Consider the following 16,790-nt stretch of genomic DNA (forward strand, 5'->3'; position numbering starts at 1 on the left):
GGGAGGCGTGAAATGACTGCCAGCAAGAAGGAACGCAAGCCCATCTCCACGGGGTCGGAATGGACCTTCGACCTGATCCGCACCTATGACCGCGAGATCAGCCGGATCGCCGAGCGCTATGCGCTGGACACCTACCCGAACCAGATCGAAGTGATCAGCGCCGAGCAGATGATGGATGCCTACGCCTCAGTCGGCATGCCCATCGGCTACCACCACTGGTCCTACGGCAAGCACTTTCTCGCCACCGAGAAAGGCTATTCGCGCGGCCAGATGGGCCTGGCCTACGAGATCGTGATCAACTCCGATCCCTGCATCGCCTACCTGATGGAGGAGAACACCATCACCATGCAGGCCTTGGTCATCGCCCACGCCTGCTACGGCCACAACAGCTTCTTCAAGGGCAACTACCTGTTCCGCACCTGGACTGACGCCAGTTCCATCATCGACTACCTGGTGTTTGCCAAGCAGTACATCATGCAGTGCGAGGAACGCCATGGCATCGACGCGGTAGAAGACCTGCTGGACTCCTGCCATGCCCTGATGAACTACGGCGTTGACCGCTACAAGCGCCCCTACCCGATCTCCGCCGAGGAAGAGCGGCGCCGGCAGAAGGAGCGCGAAGAGCACCTGCAGAAGCAGATCAACGACCTCTGGCGCACCATTCCCAAGGGGGCCGGCAAGGGTGGCGAGCGGGACAACCAGCGCTTCCCCGCCGAACCACAGGAAAACATCCTCTACTTCATCGAAAAACACGCTCCCCTGCTCGAACCCTGGCAGCGGGAAGTGGTGCGCATCGTGCGCAAGATCGCCCAGTACTTCTACCCGCAACGCCAGACTCAGGTGATGAACGAGGGCTGGGCCACCTTCTGGCACTACACCATCCTCAACGATCTGTACGACGAAGGCCTGGTCACCGACGGCTTCATGATGGAGTTCCTGCAGTCGCACACCAGCGTGGTCTACCAGCCGCCTTTCGACAGCCCCTACTACAGCGGCATCAACCCTTATGCCCTGGGCTTCGCCATGTACCGCGACATCCGTCGCATCTGCGAGGAGCCAACGGAAGAAGACAGGTACTGGTTCCCGGACATTGCCGGCAGCGATTGGTTGTCCACGCTCAAGTTCGCCATGAATAGCTTCAAGGACGAGAGCTTCATCCTGCAGTTTCTCTCACCCAAAGTGATTCGCGACTTCAAACTGTTCAGCATCCTCGACGACGACCAGAAAGACGAATTGCTAGTTCCGGCCATCCATGACGAGCAGGGCTACCGCCTGATCCGCGAAACCCTGGCGGCCCAGTACAACCTGGGCAACCGCGAGCCCAACGTACAGATCTGGAGCGTCGATCGCCGTGGTGACCGCTCGCTCACCCTGCGCCACCAGCAGCACGACCGCAAACCGTTGGGCGAATCCACCGAGGAGGTACTCAAGCACCTGCACCGCCTCTGGGGTTTCGACATTCACCTGGAGACCCGACACGGCGAGCAGATCACCGGGAGCCACCACGTACCCCCAAAGGGGGAACGCACTGAGGACGGGGAATACCCACGCCTGGACCTGATCATTCCACCCATTTGATCGGTTGACCGCATGCCCGGCGCACGCCGAGCATGCGGCTCACCCTCTATGGGAGCCGCCCTCAGATGCGTCTGTTCCTCGTCCTGCTGCTGTGCCTGGCCCTGGCCACCTGTTCCACCCCCGTGCCCCAGATTCGCATCCTGCAGCCGGCCACTGCCGAGCTGGCTGGGCGCATCCGCTTCGAGCTGGTTTCACCGGCGCAGGCAGTAGATGGAGAACTGCCGTACCAGGAGCGCTATGCCCAGGTCGCACCACTGATCCGCCGAGGCCTGGAGGCACGCGGCTACCGCGCCACCCGCGATGCACAGTTTCGGGTCTACTACTGGCTGGCGGTGAACGACCAGCCGCTGGAATTCAAGGTCGATCAAGCACCGCCCAGCCCCCTCGGCCCCTACCAGGCCATCCACCGACTGCGCGATGAAACCGGCACCTTGCGCCTGCGCTTGACCGACACTGCCGGCAATGTGCTTTGGGAAGGCCTGGCCAGCACCGGCCTCAGCCCCTCCTGGGAGAGCGCCGAACTGCTGGAAAGCGCGGTTCGCGCACTGGTCGAGCAGGTCCCTGCGGCCCGCTAGGCTGCTATCCTCCGCAGCCACGGAGGCAAGCCATGCAGATATACAGAGTGGGCGGAGCAGTACGCGACCGCCTGTTGGGTCGCGCAGCGACCGAGAATGACTGGGTCGTGGTGGGCGCCACCGCAGAGGAAATGCTCGAGAAAGGCTATCGCCCGGTGGGCGCCGACTTCCCGGTGTTCCTCCACCCGGAGACCGGCGAGGAATATGCGCTGGCGCGCACCGAGCGCAAGAGCGGGCGCGGCTACGGCGGATTCACCTTCTATGCCAGCCCGGACGTGACACTCGAGCAAGACCTGATCCGCCGCGACCTTACGGTCAATGCCATGGCCGAGGACGATCACGGGCACCTGATCGACCCCTACGGCGGCCAGAAAGACCTGAAAGCCCGGCGACTGCGCCATGTATCCCCGGCATTCGCCGAAGACCCCCTGCGCGTGCTGCGGGTGGCGCGCTTCGCTGCACGCTACGCGCCGCTGGGGTTCACAGTTGCCAAGGAAACCCTCGCGCTAATGCGACAGATCGCCGAGTCCGGCGAACTGGACGCACTGACGCCGGAGCGTAGCTGGAAGGAAATCTCCCGCGCCCTGATGGAGCCGCGTCCGGATGTGTTCATTCAGGTACTGCGCGACAGCGGGGCCCTCGCTGCCTGGCTGCCTGAAGTGGACCGCCTGTTCGGCGTGCCGCAGCCGGAAAAGCACCATCCCGAGGTGGACTCCGGCGTGCATGTACTGGCCGTGTTGCGCCAGTGCGCCGAGCACGACCAGCCGCTGACGGTGCGCTGGGCCAGCCTGCTGCACGACCTGGGCAAGGGGCTTACCCCTGAAGAGGAGTGGCCCCAGCACATCGCCCACGAGAAGCGTGGACTGAAGCTGATCAGGACGGTGAACGAGCGGTGCAAGGCACCTCGTGACTGTCAGGAACTGGCGCTGCTGGTGGGCGAGTATCACACCCATGCCCATCGCGCCCTGGAGCTGCGCGCCTCGACCTTGCTTGAACTGCTACAGAGCTTCGACGTCTATCGCCGGCCGCAACGTTTCGAAGAGTTCGTTGCTGCCAGCGAAATGGATGCCCGCGGCAGGACCGGCCTCGAACAGCGCGACTATCCCCAGGCTGCCTATCTCCTGGGGGCAGCCGCAGTCGCCCGCGGCGTGGCGGTGCAGCCGCTGCTGGCGAAGGGACTCAAAGGCGCAGAGTTGGGTGAAGCGCTCAAGGGCGAACGCCTCAAAGCGCTCAAGGCTTACAAGGAAAGTCGCGGAAAGGCCTGAATCAGGTCTGGCGGCGTCAACTCGACGCCGCCCCAGGAGAAGGACGCAGGCCAGAGTGCCTGCTGGATGGCGGCGTTTTCCCAGAGCTCAGCGAAGGTGCGGTTCTCACCCGGGTGCCTCACCTCCGGCGCCAGCAGCGCCAGGGGCCAAAGCACAAAGGCATTCTTCAACACCTCGGGGCGCGGCAGGACCAGGCCATCGAAGTTGCCCACGCGGTCGCCATAGAGCAACACGTCGATATCCAGCGGCAGGCCCTTTCGACCCGGTGCATAGCGGCCGTTGTTAGCCTCGATCTCCTTCAGCCGACGATCCAGCTCGTGCAACGACAAGTCGGTGCGGGCGGCCACCACGAAATTGAAGAAATTCCCGCTCTTGATACCCACGGGAAGACTCTCGAACACCGGCGAACAACGGATGTCCTGCAGGAAGCTACCCAAGGCCTCGAGCCCTGCCGTCAGGTTGCGCTCGCGCTCGATGTTGCTGCCGAGGCCAAGGTAGATAGGGGTCAGCGACATCCGCGCTCGATCTCCACGCCAACGCTACTGGCGGCCGGTACGGCGCCAGGCTTGTGCAATTTCAGACGGACCCACGGGATGTTGAACTCGGTCATCAACACGGCAACCAGCCGCTCGGCGAACGTTTCCACCAACAGGAACTGTGCTTCGGCGGCGAAGGCCTGGATGCGCTGGGACACAGCCGCGTAATCGAGTGCCTTGTCCAGGTCATCGCCCTCGGCGGCGGGGCGATTGTCCCAGCCCAGTTGCAGGTCCAGGCGCAGGCACTGGCGAATGCTGCGCTCCCAGTCATAGGCACCGATTACGGTGTCGACCTCAAGACCCTCGATGAAAACCGTGTCCACGTCAGTGCTGCCCCGCTAGAATCGGGACTTCCTCGCCCCGGAATGGATACCATGTTTTGGCTGCTGGCGACTCTCGCCTACCTGCTCGGATCGTTGTCCTTCGCCATTCTGCTCAGCCGTGTGTTCGGCACGGGCGACCCACGCGCCCAGGGCTCCGGCAACCCTGGCGCCACCAACATGCTGCGGGTGGCGGGAAAGAAGCTGGCGATCCTGACCCTGCTCGGCGACCTGTTAAAGGGGCTGCTGCCCGTACTGGTCGCCCATCTCTGCGGCCTCGAGGTCCAGCAGCAGGCCTGGGTTGGCCTTGCCGCAGTGCTCGGGCACCTCTACCCCCTGTACTTCCGCTTCCGAGGCGGCAAGGGCGTTGCCACCGCCGCCGGCATGCTTTTGGGGCTATACCCCCCGGCCGCACTGCTGGCTGTTTGCGTCTGGCTGCTGACCTTTCATCTGACTCGTACCAGCTCGCTGGCGGCGCTGATCGCTACGCCGCTGACCTTGCCATTGCTGGCCTGGCAGCAACCCGGTGCGCTCTTGCCAATGACGGTACTGACCGGACTCATCGTCTGGCGCCATCGCGGCAATCTACGCGACCTTTTTGCCGGACGCGAACGGCATTTCTGAACACCTTGAGTGAAAACAGCTCAAGCCGCCATCAGATCGCGGGAAGCTGTTCCATCGGCCAACGTGCCTGAACCGCAATTGCGGGACCGTCGTGCTGTCCCGCCAGCAGTCGCTGGCATCCGGCGTAGGCAATCATCGCGCCGTTGTCGGTGCAAAAACGCGGTCGCGCGTAGAACACGTCGCCCTTGAGATCGCCCAGCATCTTGCCCAGGGACTGGCGCAGCGACTGGTTGGCACTGACACCGCCCGCGATCACCAGGCGATTCAGGCCGGTCTGCTTGAGAGCACGCTTGCACTTGATGGTGAGAGTCTCCACCACCGCCTGCTCGAAGGCCAGAGCGATGTCGCAACGGGTTTGTTCACCGTCGTCCCCAGCATCGCGGCACTGCTGCCAGGTGTTGAGGGCGAAGGTTTTGAGGCCACTGAAGCTGAAATCGAGGCCGGGGCGATCAGTCATCGGACGGGGGAAGGTGAAGCGACCCGGCGTACCACTCTGGGCCAGGCGGGCGATCTCCGGACCACCGGGGTAACCGAGGCCAATCAGCTTCGCGGTCTTGTCGAAGGCCTCGCCAGCAGCGTCATCCACCGATTCGCCGAGCAGCTGGTAACGACCGATGCCGTCTACCCGGACCAGTTGGGTATGACCACCGGAAACCAGCAAGGCGACGAACGGAAACCCCGGCGGCTGCTCTTCCAGCATGGGCGCCAGCAGGTGGCCTTCCATGTGGTGCACGCCGAGCGCTGGCACGCCCCAGGCAAAGGCCAGCGCCTGGGCGCAGGACGCGCCCACCAGCAGCGCACCCACCAGGCCTGGGCCGGCGGTATAGGCGATGCCGTCAATATCCTCGGGTTTGCGACCGGCCTGCTCCAGCACCTCACGCAGCAACGGCAGCATGCGCTTGACGTGGTCGCGGGACGCCAGCTCGGGCACAACGCCGCCGTAGACCCGATGCAGGTCGATCTGACTGAACAGCGCGTCGGCCAGCAGGCCGCACTCACTGTCGTATAGAGCGACGCCGGTTTCGTCGCAGGAGGTTTCCAACCCCAGCACTAGCATGGGTACGAGCCCTTCTGGCCTGGCAAAAGAAGAAGGCGCGAATCATAATCGCCGCCCCCTGTGCCGACCAGCGGTTTTCGACTGAAGGCTTTGCATTCCGAGCCTTGAGGCGTTAATATCCGCAGCCCTTGAAATCCGACGCGCCACCGAGCCTGCTTTTGCCGGAATGCGTCGACCATTCGGTAATTGATGAAGGTACGACCTGGATGCCAGCCGTCAAAGTTAAAGAGAACGAACCCTTCGACGTAGCCCTGCGTCGTTTCAAGCGCTCCTGCGAGAAAGCCGGCGTACTGGCTGAAGTCCGTAGCCGTGAGTTCTACGAGAAGCCCACTTCCGAGCGCAAGCGCAAAGCCGCAGCCGCGGTCAAGCGTCATGCCAAGAAAGTGCAGCGCGAGCAGCGCCGCCGCGAGCGTCTGTACTGAGTTAACAGGCACCGCCGCACGCTCAAGCTTCGCCCGGCCCCGGCCGGGCGAGTGCATCATGAGCACACAAGAAACTCCGCTTCGCCCCGGCGAATAGCGGAGTTTTTTGCTTTCCAGCTTCCACCTCCCGCCTGTCGTCACCGACCTGGCGCGAGTATGCTTTGAACCTTCCCGCGCCCCGAGCACCCTATGGCTGGCCTGATCCCCCAAGGCTTCATCGACGACCTGCTGAACCGCACCGACATAGTCGAAGTGATCGGCGCGCGCGTGCAGCTGAAAAAGGCCGGCAAGAACTACACCGCTCGCTGCCCCTTCCATAGCGAGAAGACGCCGTCGTTCAGCGTCAGCCCGGACAAGCAGTTCTATTACTGCTTCGGCTGCGGCGCTGGCGGCAATGCCCTCGGCTTCGTCATGGACCACGACCACCTGGACTTCCCCCAGGCGGTTGAGGATCTAGCCAAGCGCGCCGGCCTTGAAGTCCCACGGGAAGAAGGCGGCCGCAGCAGCGGCCACCGCCAGCCGACCGACTCCCCGCTCTATGCCCTGCTCACCGCCGCGTCGGACTACTACCGCCACGCCCTGAAGCAGCATCCGACGCGCAAAGCCGCGGTCGAATACCTGAAAGGTCGCGGACTGACCGGCGAAATCGCCCGCGACTTCGCCTTGGGCTTCTCCCCACCCGGCTGGGACAACCTGCTCAAACATATGGGCGGCGACAGCCTGCAACAGAAGCACATGATCGACGCCGGCCTACTGATCGAGAACGCCGAGACCGGCAAGCGCTACGACCGCTTTCGCGACCGAGTGATGTTCCCGATCCGCGACAGCCGCGGACGCATCATCGCCTTCGGCGGCCGAGTCCTGGGCGACGACAAGCCCAAGTACCTCAACTCCCCGGAAACCCCGGTATTCCACAAGGGCCAGGAACTCTACGGGCTGTTCGAGGCACGCAAACACAATCGCAATCTCGACGAAATCATGGTCGTCGAAGGCTACATGGACGTCATCGCCCTCGCCCAACAGGGCCTGCGCAATGCCGTCGCCACCCTGGGCACCGCCACCAGCGAAGAGCACATCCGCCGCCTGTTCCGACTGGTACCGAGCATCCTCTTCTGCTTTGACGGCGACCAAGCCGGACGCAAGGCGGCCTGGCGCGCCCTGGAAGCCACGCTTCCAAGCCTCGAAGACGGCCGCCGTGCGCGCTTCCTGTTCCTACCCGAAGGCGAAGACCCGGACAGTCTGGTTCGCAAGGAAGGCACCGACGCCTTCCGCGCGCGCATCACCCAGCATGCGCAACCCCTGGCCGACTATTTCTTCCAGCAACTGACCCAGGAAGCCGACCCCTCATCCCTGGAAGGCAAGGCCCACCTAGCCACCCTGGCGGCTCCTCTGATCGAGCGCGTTCCCGGCGCCAACCTGAAAGTCCTGATGCGCCAGCGCCTGGCCGAAATTACCGGCCTCAATGGCGATGCCCTCAGCCAGTTCGCCCGCAGCGCCCCAGTCAGCAGCGGGGGCCACGAACACTCGGACGACGCCTACTACGAATCCTTCTCCGGCTACGGCGACCAGCAGTACGAGCCTGAGCCCGCGCACTACTTCGAGCAGCCCGCCGCGCAGCAGGGCAACTGGCAGAAAGACGAGCGGCGCAAAGAGAGCTGGAAAAAGGACGACTGGAAAAAAGACGGCAAGAAGTGGAACAAGCAAGGCCGCGATGACTTCAAGCGTCCACCTCGCACCGAAGTCAAGGTGGAATCCCCCACCCTCACCGCACTTCGCACCCTGCTGCACCATCCGTCGCTTGCACAGAAAGTCGAGGATGCCAGCCATTTTGCCGCAGAAGACGACACCTACGCCCAGCTCATGGTGGCGTTGGTAGAGGCCGTACAAAAGAACCCGAAACTCCGTTCACTGCAGCTGATCGCCCGCTGGCATGGCACTGATCAGGGCCGGCTGTTACGGGCCCTGGCGGAAAAGGAATGGCTGATTTCCGACGACAACCTTGAACAACAGTTTTTCGACACTATAACTAGGTTGTCGGCACGCCAGCGGGAACGCCGCCTGGAGAATCTGCTGCGCAAAGCGCGGCAAAGTGAACTCAGCGCAGAGGAAAAAGATCAGCTGCGCGACCTACTCAGCCGCAACACGTCTTCCCTGACTCCGACCTCAACTGGCGCGTAAGGCCCAGGATCAGGTATAATCCTCGGCTTGTTTTTAGCCCGCCAAGACCTAAGTGGATAGGGTGCTATGTCCGGAAAAGCGCAACAGCAGTCTCGCCTCAAAGAGTTGATCGCCCGTGGCCGTGAGCAGGGATACCTGACTTACGCGGAGGTCAACGACCACCTGCCGGAGGATATTTCCGATCCGGAACAGGTGGAAGACATCATCCGCATGATCAACGACATGGGGATCAACGTATTCGAGAGTGCCCCGGATGCGGACGCCCTATTGCTGGCCGAAGCCGACACCGACGAAGCCGCAGCAGAGGAAGCCGCTGCCGCCCTGGCCGCAGTGGAGACCGATATCGGTCGCACCACCGACCCAGTACGCATGTACATGCGTGAAATGGGCACCGTGGAACTGCTGACTCGAGAAGGCGAAATCGAAATCGCCAAACGCATCGAGGAAGGCATCCGCGAGGTGATGAGTGCCATCGCCCACTTCCCCGGCGCCGTCGACGGCATTCTCGCCGAATACCAGCGCGTCACCACCGAAGGTGGCCGTCTGTCCGACGTTCTCAGCGGCTACATCGACCCGGATGACGGCACCGTGCCGGCTGAAGAAGTCGAGCCTGTCGAGCTTAAATCCGATACCGCCGCGGCCAAGGACAAGGACGAAGACGAAGAGGAAGAAGGCGAAAGCGACGACGCCGAAGAAGAAGGCGATGGTGGTCCGGACCCGGAAGAGGCCCTGCGCCGCTTCACAGCGGTTTCCGACCAGCTCGACAAGGCCAAGAAGGCCCTGAAGAAGCATGGCCGCAGCAGCAAACAGGCTATCGAAGAACTGCTGGCCCTGGCCGAGCTGTTCATGCCGATCAAGCTGGTGCCGAAGCAATTCGACGCCCTGGTGGAAAAAGTCCGTAGCGCCCTGGACCGTGTCCGCGCTCAGGAACGCGCCATCATGCAGCTCTGCGTACGTGACGCCCGCATGCCACGTGCCGACTTCCTGCGCCTGTTCCCGGGCAACGAAGTCGACCTCGACTGGGCCGACGGCCTGGCCAAGGGCAAGGCCAAGTACGCCGAAGCCATCGGCAAGCTGGTTGGCGACATCAAGCGTAACCAGCAGAAGCTGGTGGATCTCGAGCAGGAAGTCGAACTGACTGTCAACGAGATCAAGGACGTCAACCGTCGCATGTCCATCGGTGAAGCCAAGGCTCGCCGGGCGAAGAAAGAGATGGTCGAGGCCAACCTGCGTCTCGTGATCTCCATCGCCAAGAAGTACACCAACCGCGGCCTGCAATTCCTCGACCTGATCCAGGAAGGCAACATCGGCCTGATGAAGGCGGTGGACAAGTTCGAATACCGTCGCGGCTACAAGTTCTCGACCTACGCCACCTGGTGGATCCGCCAAGCGATCACTCGTTCGATCGCCGACCAGGCGCGCACCATCCGTATTCCGGTGCACATGATCGAGACCATCAACAAGCTCAACCGCATCTCCCGTCAGATGCTGCAGGAAATGGGCCGCGAGCCCACTCCGGAAGAGCTTGGCGAGCGCATGGAGATGCCTGAGGACAAGATCCGCAAGGTTCTGAAGATCGCCAAAGAGCCGATCTCCATGGAAACCCCGATCGGTGACGACGAAGACTCGCACCTGGGCGACTTCATCGAGGACAGCACCATGCAGTCCCCGATCGACGTGGCCACGGTGGAAAGCCTCAAGGAAGCCACTCGCGAAGTCCTGGCCGGCCTCACCGCCCGCGAAGCCAAGGTCCTGCGTATGCGCTTCGGCATCGACATGAACACCGACCACACCCTCGAGGAAGTCGGTAAGCAGTTCGATGTAACCCGCGAGCGTATCCGCCAGATCGAAGCCAAGGCGCTGCGCAAGCTGCGTCACCCGTCGCGAAGCGAGCACCTGCGCTCGTTCCTGGACGAGTAAGCGATGCAAAGAACCCCCGGCCAGTCCGGGGGTTTTCTTTTGTGCCTCAGCAAGGCCGCAGCCGGGTGCTTTCCTCTTCCAGGCGACAGGCGGCCACGTCTACACTTCGGTCTGACATCCCTACCAGGAACGAGGCCGCCAATGGCGCGAGCGCGGGCCCTACTGATGCTCTGGCTGGCACTCTGGACCTTCCCGGCCGGCGCCCTGACACTCACCTCGGAAGAACAGGCCTGGCTCGACAATCACGGCGAGCTGCGCCTCGGCATCGACGCCTCCTGGCCGCCCTTCGAGTTTCGCGACGCTCAGGGTAACCACCAGGGTCTGGCCGCCGACTACATCGACCAGGTCCGCCGGCGCCTCGACGTGAAACTCACACCCGTCGAACCCAGCAGCTGGACCGAAGTGCTGCAACGTGCCCGCGCCGGCGACCTCGACCTGCTGCCCGGCATCATGTCCACCCCGGAACGCCAGCAATACCTGAACTTCACCCGCCCCTACCTCGACTTCCCCATCGTCATCCTGTCCCAGACCCGCGGCCCACAGCCGTCCAGCATTGACGACCTCTACGGCCTGCGCGTCGGCGTGGTAGCCGATTACGCCCCCCACGAGCTGCTGCGCAACCAGCACCCCGACCTGAGCCTGCAGGCCTATCCCTCCGTCGCCGCGGCCCTCCAGGCCCTGGCCACCGGACAGGTAGACGCCTTCGTCGGCGACCTCGCCTCCAGCGTCTGGAGCCTGCGCCAACTCAAGCTCGACGGCATCAGCATCAGCGGCGAAACGCCCTACCGCTACCAGTTGGCCATGGCGACACCGAAGAACCACCCGATGCTGGCCAGCATCCTCGACAAAGTTTTCGCCGAGATCACCCCCGAAGAAGCTGCCGCAATCCAGGAACGCTGGGTGGGCGGCGCCCTCTACCGAAAGCCTGACTGGGGCCGCATTCTGCTCTACGGCCTGCCTGCCCTGCTGCTACTGGCTGGCGTGCTGGCCTTCGTCCTGCGCGTCAACCGCCGGCTCAGCAACGAAATGGCCAGCCGCGCCGCCCTGCAAGACGAACTGCGCAGCAGTGAACAGCACTACCGCGGCCTGGTGGAAAGCCTGAACGCCATCGCCTGGGAAATGCGCGTCGACGATTACTGCTACACCTACGTCTCCCCCCATGCCGAACGCCTGCTCGGCTACCCCCTGAGCGACTGGCTGGAGCCAGGCTTCTGGCGCCGCACCCTGCATCCCGACGACACAGCCTGGGCCAACGCCTTCTGTGAAGCGGAAACCCTCGCCGGCCGAGACCACAGCCTCGACTACCGCATGATCGCCGCCGACGGCCGGGTGCTCTGGGTGCGGGACATCATCACCCTCATCCCCCACGGTGAGACCCAGATGATGCGCGGCCTGATGATCGACATCACCGAGGCCAAGCAGACCGAGCAGGCCCTGCGCCTGTCCGAACAGAAATTCGCCTCGGTGTTCCACAACTGCCCGGACATCATCGTCATCGCCCGCCGCACCGACGGCAGCCTGCTGGCCATCAACCACACCTTCGAGCAGCAGATCGGCCTCAAGGCCAGCGAAGCCCTTGGCCGCACCGCCACCGAACTCGACATCTGGGGCATTCCCGGCATCGGGCCGAAACTCCTGCAGCGTCTGCAACAGGGCAATCCGCTGCACAACCTGGAAATGCCCTTCCGCCGCGCCAATGGCGAAACCTTCATCGGCCTGATCTCCGCCCAGACCATCGATCTGGACGACACGCCCGCCCTCGTGGTGGTAGTCCGCGACATCACCCAGCTCAAGGAAACCCAGCAACTGCTGCAAGTCTCCGAAGAAAAGTTCGCCAGCGCCTTCCACGCCTCCCCGGATGGCCTGCTCATCACCCGCATCAGCGACGGACTGCTGCTGGAAGCCAACGACGGCTTCAGCCGCATCACCGGCTACAGCCAGCCGGAAGTCGCTGAGCGCTCCACCCTTGAACTCGGCCTATGGGCCAATCCCGCGGATCGTCAGCACATGATCCAGCTCATCGGCGACCAGGGCAGCCTGCACCACTTCACTACAGCCATCCGCACCAAGAATGGCCAGGTACGCATCTGCGAGCTCTCCGCCCAACCGATCCCCATCGGTGGAGAACCCTGCTTGCTGACCATCGCTCGCGACGTCACCGAGCGTCAGCAGATGCAGGAAAAACTGCTGCAAGCCGCCACCGTCTTCGAAAGCACCGCCGAAGGCGTGATGATCACCGACACCGGACAACGCATCACCGCAGTCAACCGCGCCTTCAGCGAAATCACCGGCTACAGCGAAAGCGAGGCGCTCGGCCAGTCACCGCGCCTGCTCGCGTCCGGCCAACATGACAGCGCCTTCTACGCCGCCATGTGGCACCAGCTGGAACGTGAAGGGCACTGGCAGGGCGAAATATGGAATCGCCGCAAGAACGGCGAGCCCTACCCCGAATGGCTCACCATCAGTGCCGTGCGCGACCGCTACCGCCAGGTCACACACTACGTCGGCGTGTTCGCCGACATCTCACCGCTCAAGCACGCCCAGGCGCGCCTCGACTACCAGGCCCACCACGACCCACTCACCGGCCTGCCCAACCGCCTGCTGTTCGAAAGCCGCCTGCAACTGGCCCTGGCCGACGCCGCCAACGACAACCACCACGGCGCCGTCCTGTTCATCGACCTGGACCGCTTCAAGCACATCAATGACAGCCTCGGCCACCCAGTGGGCGACCTGCTGCTCAAAGGCATCGCCGCCCGCCTGCGCGAGCAACTGCGCGATGTCGACACCGTAGCGCGCCTCGGCGGCGACGAATTCATCATCCTGCTACCCGGCCTGCACAGCGCCAACGACGCGCAATCCGTCGCCACCAAACTGCTGACCTGCTTCGAAGCCCCCGTCCCCGCCGGCCCACACGAGTTCTTCATGAGCGCCAGCATCGGCATCAGCCTGTTCCCGGAACATGGCCTGGACGTCGCCACCCTGGTGAAGAACGCCGACGCCGCCATGTACCGGGCCAAGGCCCGAGGCCGCAACCGCATCGAGTTCTACACCCACGACCTGACCAGCCAGGCCACCGAACGCATGGCCCTGGAAACCGAACTGCGCCGGGCCCTGGAGCGCAACGAACTGTCGCTTTCCTACCAACCCAAGTTCAGCCTGCAGTACCAAACCCTGGTGGGCGCCGAAGCCCTGGTGCGCTGGAACCACCCACAGTTCGGCGAAATCCCACCGGAGCGCTTCATCCCCCTGGCGGAAGAAAGCGGACTCATCCTCCCGCTTGGCGACTGGGTACTGGAACACGCCTGTCGGCAAATGCAGCACTGGCAGGAACGCCATGTCCCCTTCGGCCCACTCTCGATCAACCTCGCCGGCGCGCAACTGCGCCAGCCGCAGTTGGTGGAACGCCTGCAACGGCTCATCCAGACCCTCGGCCTCGAGGCGCAACGGCTGCAACTGGAAATCACCGAAAGCTTCATCATGAGCCAGGCCGAAGAAGCCCTCAGCGTGCTGCACAACCTCAAGGCCCTCGGCGTGCAACTGGCCATCGACGACTTCGGCACCGGCTACTCCTCCCTGAGCTACCTCAAGCGCCTGCCGCTGGACGTGCTGAAGATCGACAAGTCCTTCGTCCGCGGCCTGCCCGACGACCCCAACGACGCCGCCATCAGCCGCGCCATCATCGCCCTCGGCCGCAGCATGCAACTCACCGTCATCGCCGAAGGGGTCGAAACCAAAGCCCAGGAACACTTCCTCGCCGCCGAAGGATGCGAACAGATTCAAGGGTTTATCGTCAGCACCGCACTGCCGGCCGAGGCATTCGCCCGCAAATTCCTCAACCCCCTCCCCGCGATTGGCGCCCAGCAAAAGGCACCTGTATAATCCGCCGGCCTTCTGGGGCCTATAGCTCAGTCGGTTAGAGCAGAGGACTCATAATCCTTTGGTCCACGGTTCGAGTCCGTGTGGGCCCACCAAATCAAAAGCCGCGCATTGCGCGGCTTTTGCGTTTCTGGAGACGCAGCACTCGCCCCCAGTCGAGCAAGAATCCCCGCGCCAATGGCATTAGGCCCTGAACGGCTGGAGCCAGCCCCAACGCAAAAGGCTGGATCGCCTGGCCAAGTAACTGGTGCACGAAGCGGCGCTCGACAGCACCCCGCTCAACGAAGCCTTCAAGAACCGAGGTGGGCTCAAGCTGTTCGACAAAGACCAGGAAGGCCACCTGAACACCGTGCTGCAAGTGCTGAGCGAGAATCTCAGACCCCAGGTCGGCTAGCCGATGAGCCGAATACCCCGCATAATCGGCTCATTAAATGAGCCGAATAAGCCCTCTATTCGGCTCACACCCCATTTAGGCCCTCTATGCACACCACCCGCTGGATCTGGCAGCAACCTGACTGGCCGCAGTTCACCTGGCAGGCCGACCGCCTCGCCGCGCCACTACGCGCCTGCGCACACGCCCAGGGTCGCCTGCTCGGCATGGCCGGCGCAGTGGGCGCCGATGCCGAGGCACAGAACAGCCTGGATGCCCTGCTGCAGAACATCGTGACCTCCTCGGCCATCGAGGGCGAACAACTCAACGCCGGCTCGGTGCGCTCCTCCCTTGCCCGCCGCCTGGGCTTGGCAACCGAGGGCAAACCCAGCCCTCGCAGCGAAGGACTGGCCGAACTGCTGCTGGATGCCACTGGCCAACACGACCAACCATTGACCGTCGACCGCCTGTGCACCTGGCACCGCTGGCTGTTCCCCCAGGACGACTTTCCCCTGACCGCCCGCATCCGCGTCGGCACCCTGCGTGGTGAAGAACCCATGCAAGTGGTCTCCGGCCGCCTTGACCGCCCCACCGTGCATTTCGAAGCGCCACCACGAGAGGGACTGGAAGCGCAGCTCGACGCCTTCCTCACCTGGTTCGAACGCAGCCGCGATGACGCCACCCTCGATCCGTTGCTACGCGCGGGCATCGCCCACTTCTGGTTCGTCACCCTGCACCCCTTCGACGACGGCAACGGCCGCCTCACCCGCGCCATCACCGACCTGGCGCTGACCCAGGGCGAGCAGCAGTCCATTCGCTTCTACGCAATGTCTGCGAGCATCCTCGACGACCGCGCCGGCTATTACCGCATCCTCGAAGCCAGCCAAAAAGACAGCCTCGACATCACACCCTGGCTGGAATGGTTCCTCGCCACCCTGCTGAACAGCCTGGAACAGGCACTGGCGCGCATCGACCGCGTGCTGGCCAAAGCGCGCTTCTGGCAGGCGCACCGCCAAGCGGCCCTCTCCACCGAACAGATCAAGGTGCTCAACCGCCTGCTCGACGGCGGCGAAAAAGGCTTTGCAGACGGCATCAGCGCCGCCCAGTACCAGGCCGTGGCCCAGGTCTCCAAGGCCACCGCCACCCGACATTTGAGCGACCTGCTGGAAAAGGGCTGCATCAAGCGCCTGCCCGGCGGTGGCCGCAGCACCCGTTACCAGATCAACCAGCCCGCCGGATAACGTGGCCCCCATCATCGATGGCGAGTTGACCGAGGCTGGGAAGCGCGCCAAATCTGTACGCAAATTAGGTAGAGAAAATAGAAGCACTCTTCTTGGAACTGCCGCCGCTCAAGCGGTACCGGGCGGACTACCAGGACGCTGACGCCTTTTCAGACTTGCAGCATTTGCTGCTGATGCAGCCAGAAGCCGGAAACCTTATCCAGGACACCAGCGGAAGCAGAACTCGACGCGAGGAAAAAGACATGAAACGGGGCATCTTTGCCGAGCTGCAGGAAGGCATCGAAGCGCTTGCAGAGGAGCGCCAGGGCAAGGTGACGCTTCGTCCGCACCGGCTCGTGTTGCCGGAGCTTCGCGCCGTCACTGGGCAGGAGCTGGTTTCAATCCGCGAGCAGTTGAAGATGTCACGCCCGGTCTTCGCGATATAGCTGCGCACCAATCCCCGAACGCTGAAAAATTGGGAGCAAGGCAGGGCCAAGCCGAATACCCAGGCCACCACACTGATCCGCCTGGTGCAGCAGTAGCCCGAGACGGTAGCGCACCTGGCGAGCCTTGCCTAAGGACGGCCAATCAAAAGCCGCACATCGCGCGGCTTTTGCGTTTCCGCCCCCTGCCATCACCTACGCTGAACCCAGAGGCTGCCGCCCGGCAGCTGGAGGTCGTTCGGCATGATCGCCCACCGCATCGTCACGCTCACACTCAACCCCGCGCTGGATCTGGCGACCGGGGTGCCGCGTCTGTGTCCCAATGACAAGCTGCGTTGCAGCGCGCCGGTTTATGCGCCGGGGGGTGGTGGGATCAATGTGGCGCGGGCGCTGCGGCGGCTGGGTG

13 protein-coding genes, 1 tRNA gene and 2 pseudogenes are annotated in these 16,790 nt (G+C 63.5%); 13 read left to right on the forward strand and 3 right to left on the reverse strand.

Translation table 11 applies throughout. The annotated features are described in order from the left end of the window. The first annotated feature begins 12 nt into the window (after positions 1–12). The 3 genes from FFS60_RS19330 (at position 13) to FFS60_RS19340 (ending at position 3,418) form a co-directional block, all read left to right on the forward strand. Positions 13–1,578, forward strand: a complete 1,566-nt coding sequence (locus FFS60_RS19330) for a SpoVR family protein (protein WP_028631086.1) — start codon at positions 13–15, stop codon at positions 1,576–1,578. Positions 1,579–1,643: 65 nt separating this feature from the next. After that, entirely contained in the window at positions 1,644–2,153 is a 510-nt protein-coding gene (locus FFS60_RS19335) for a DUF4136 domain-containing protein (protein WP_028631087.1), read from the forward strand. Positions 2,154–2,185: 32 nt separating this feature from the next. Further along, complete coding sequence (locus FFS60_RS19340; protein WP_137822875.1) at positions 2,186–3,418, forward strand: multifunctional CCA addition/repair protein; 1,233 nt, start codon at positions 2,186–2,188, stop codon at positions 3,416–3,418. Here the strand turns inward: FFS60_RS19340 and folK are convergent. Continuing rightward, positions 3,391–3,933 (reverse strand): 2-amino-4-hydroxy-6-hydroxymethyldihydropteridine diphosphokinase, encoded by a 543-nt coding sequence (gene folK, locus FFS60_RS19345; protein WP_137822876.1) that lies wholly within the window; start codon positions 3,931–3,933, stop codon positions 3,391–3,393. The genes FFS60_RS19340 and folK overlap by 28 nt on opposite strands. Next, entirely contained in the window at positions 3,924–4,277 is a 354-nt protein-coding gene (folB, locus tag FFS60_RS19350) for a dihydroneopterin aldolase (protein ID WP_028631090.1), read from the reverse strand. The genes folK and folB overlap by 10 nt, the downstream gene beginning before the upstream one ends. A gap of 51 nt (positions 4,278–4,328) precedes the next feature. On the opposite strand from folB, the gene plsY reads away from it, so the two are divergent. Next, positions 4,329–4,898, forward strand: coding sequence for a glycerol-3-phosphate 1-O-acyltransferase PlsY (plsY, locus tag FFS60_RS19355; protein ID WP_028631091.1), 570 nt, complete (start codon positions 4,329–4,331; stop codon positions 4,896–4,898). A 31-nt stretch (positions 4,899–4,929) separates the two neighbouring features. Here plsY and tsaD read toward each other — a convergent pair whose 3' ends face one another. Further along, the gene (gene tsaD / locus FFS60_RS19360) at positions 4,930–5,955 is read right to left on the reverse strand and encodes a tRNA (adenosine(37)-N6)-threonylcarbamoyltransferase complex transferase subunit TsaD (protein ID WP_137822877.1); all 1,026 of its coding nucleotides are present in this window, start codon (positions 5,953–5,955) and stop codon (positions 4,930–4,932) included. Between the two features lie 206 nt (positions 5,956–6,161). Between tsaD and rpsU the strand changes: the two genes are divergently transcribed. The 9 genes and pseudogenes from rpsU to FFS60_RS29260 form a co-directional block, all read left to right on the forward strand. Next, positions 6,162–6,377: a 30S ribosomal protein S21 gene (gene rpsU / locus FFS60_RS19365; RefSeq protein ID WP_010795989.1), complete on the forward strand. Its 216-nt coding sequence runs from the start codon at positions 6,162–6,164 to the stop codon at positions 6,375–6,377. 189 nt (positions 6,378–6,566) lie between these two features. Next, the gene (gene dnaG, locus FFS60_RS19370) at positions 6,567–8,555 is read left to right on the forward strand and encodes a DNA primase (protein WP_137822878.1); all 1,989 of its coding nucleotides are present in this window, start codon (positions 6,567–6,569) and stop codon (positions 8,553–8,555) included. A gap of 66 nt (positions 8,556–8,621) precedes the next feature. After that, positions 8,622–10,475, forward strand: coding sequence for an RNA polymerase sigma factor RpoD (gene rpoD / locus FFS60_RS19375; RefSeq protein WP_137822879.1), 1,854 nt, complete (start codon positions 8,622–8,624; stop codon positions 10,473–10,475). Between the two features lie 141 nt (positions 10,476–10,616). Next, positions 10,617–14,354 carry a bifunctional diguanylate cyclase/phosphodiesterase gene (locus FFS60_RS19380; RefSeq protein WP_137822880.1) on the forward strand — a complete coding sequence of 1,246 codons (3,738 nt, stop codon included), beginning with the start codon at positions 10,617–10,619 and terminating at the stop codon, positions 14,352–14,354. A 15-nt stretch (positions 14,355–14,369) separates the two neighbouring features. Further along, a tRNA-Ile gene (locus tag FFS60_RS19385) sits at positions 14,370–14,446 on the forward strand. Between the two features lie 152 nt (positions 14,447–14,598). Continuing rightward, positions 14,599–14,745, forward strand: coding sequence for a hypothetical protein (locus tag FFS60_RS28735; protein ID WP_171016544.1), 147 nt, complete (start codon positions 14,599–14,601; stop codon positions 14,743–14,745). Positions 14,746–14,831: 86 nt separating this feature from the next. Continuing rightward, complete coding sequence (locus FFS60_RS19390) at positions 14,832–15,962, forward strand: Fic family protein (protein ID WP_137822881.1); 1,131 nt, start codon at positions 14,832–14,834, stop codon at positions 15,960–15,962. Positions 15,963–16,204: 242 nt separating this feature from the next. Further along, positions 16,205–16,483, forward strand: a pseudogene (locus FFS60_RS19395) (helix-turn-helix domain-containing protein). Between the two features lie 144 nt (positions 16,484–16,627). Next, positions 16,628–16,790 (forward strand): annotated as a pseudogene (locus FFS60_RS29260) (1-phosphofructokinase); the annotation flags it as partial.

This window comes from Pseudomonas sp. D(2018) (assembly GCF_005502555.1).
Lineage (GTDB): Bacteria > Pseudomonadota > Gammaproteobacteria > Pseudomonadales > Pseudomonadaceae > Metapseudomonas > Metapseudomonas resinovorans.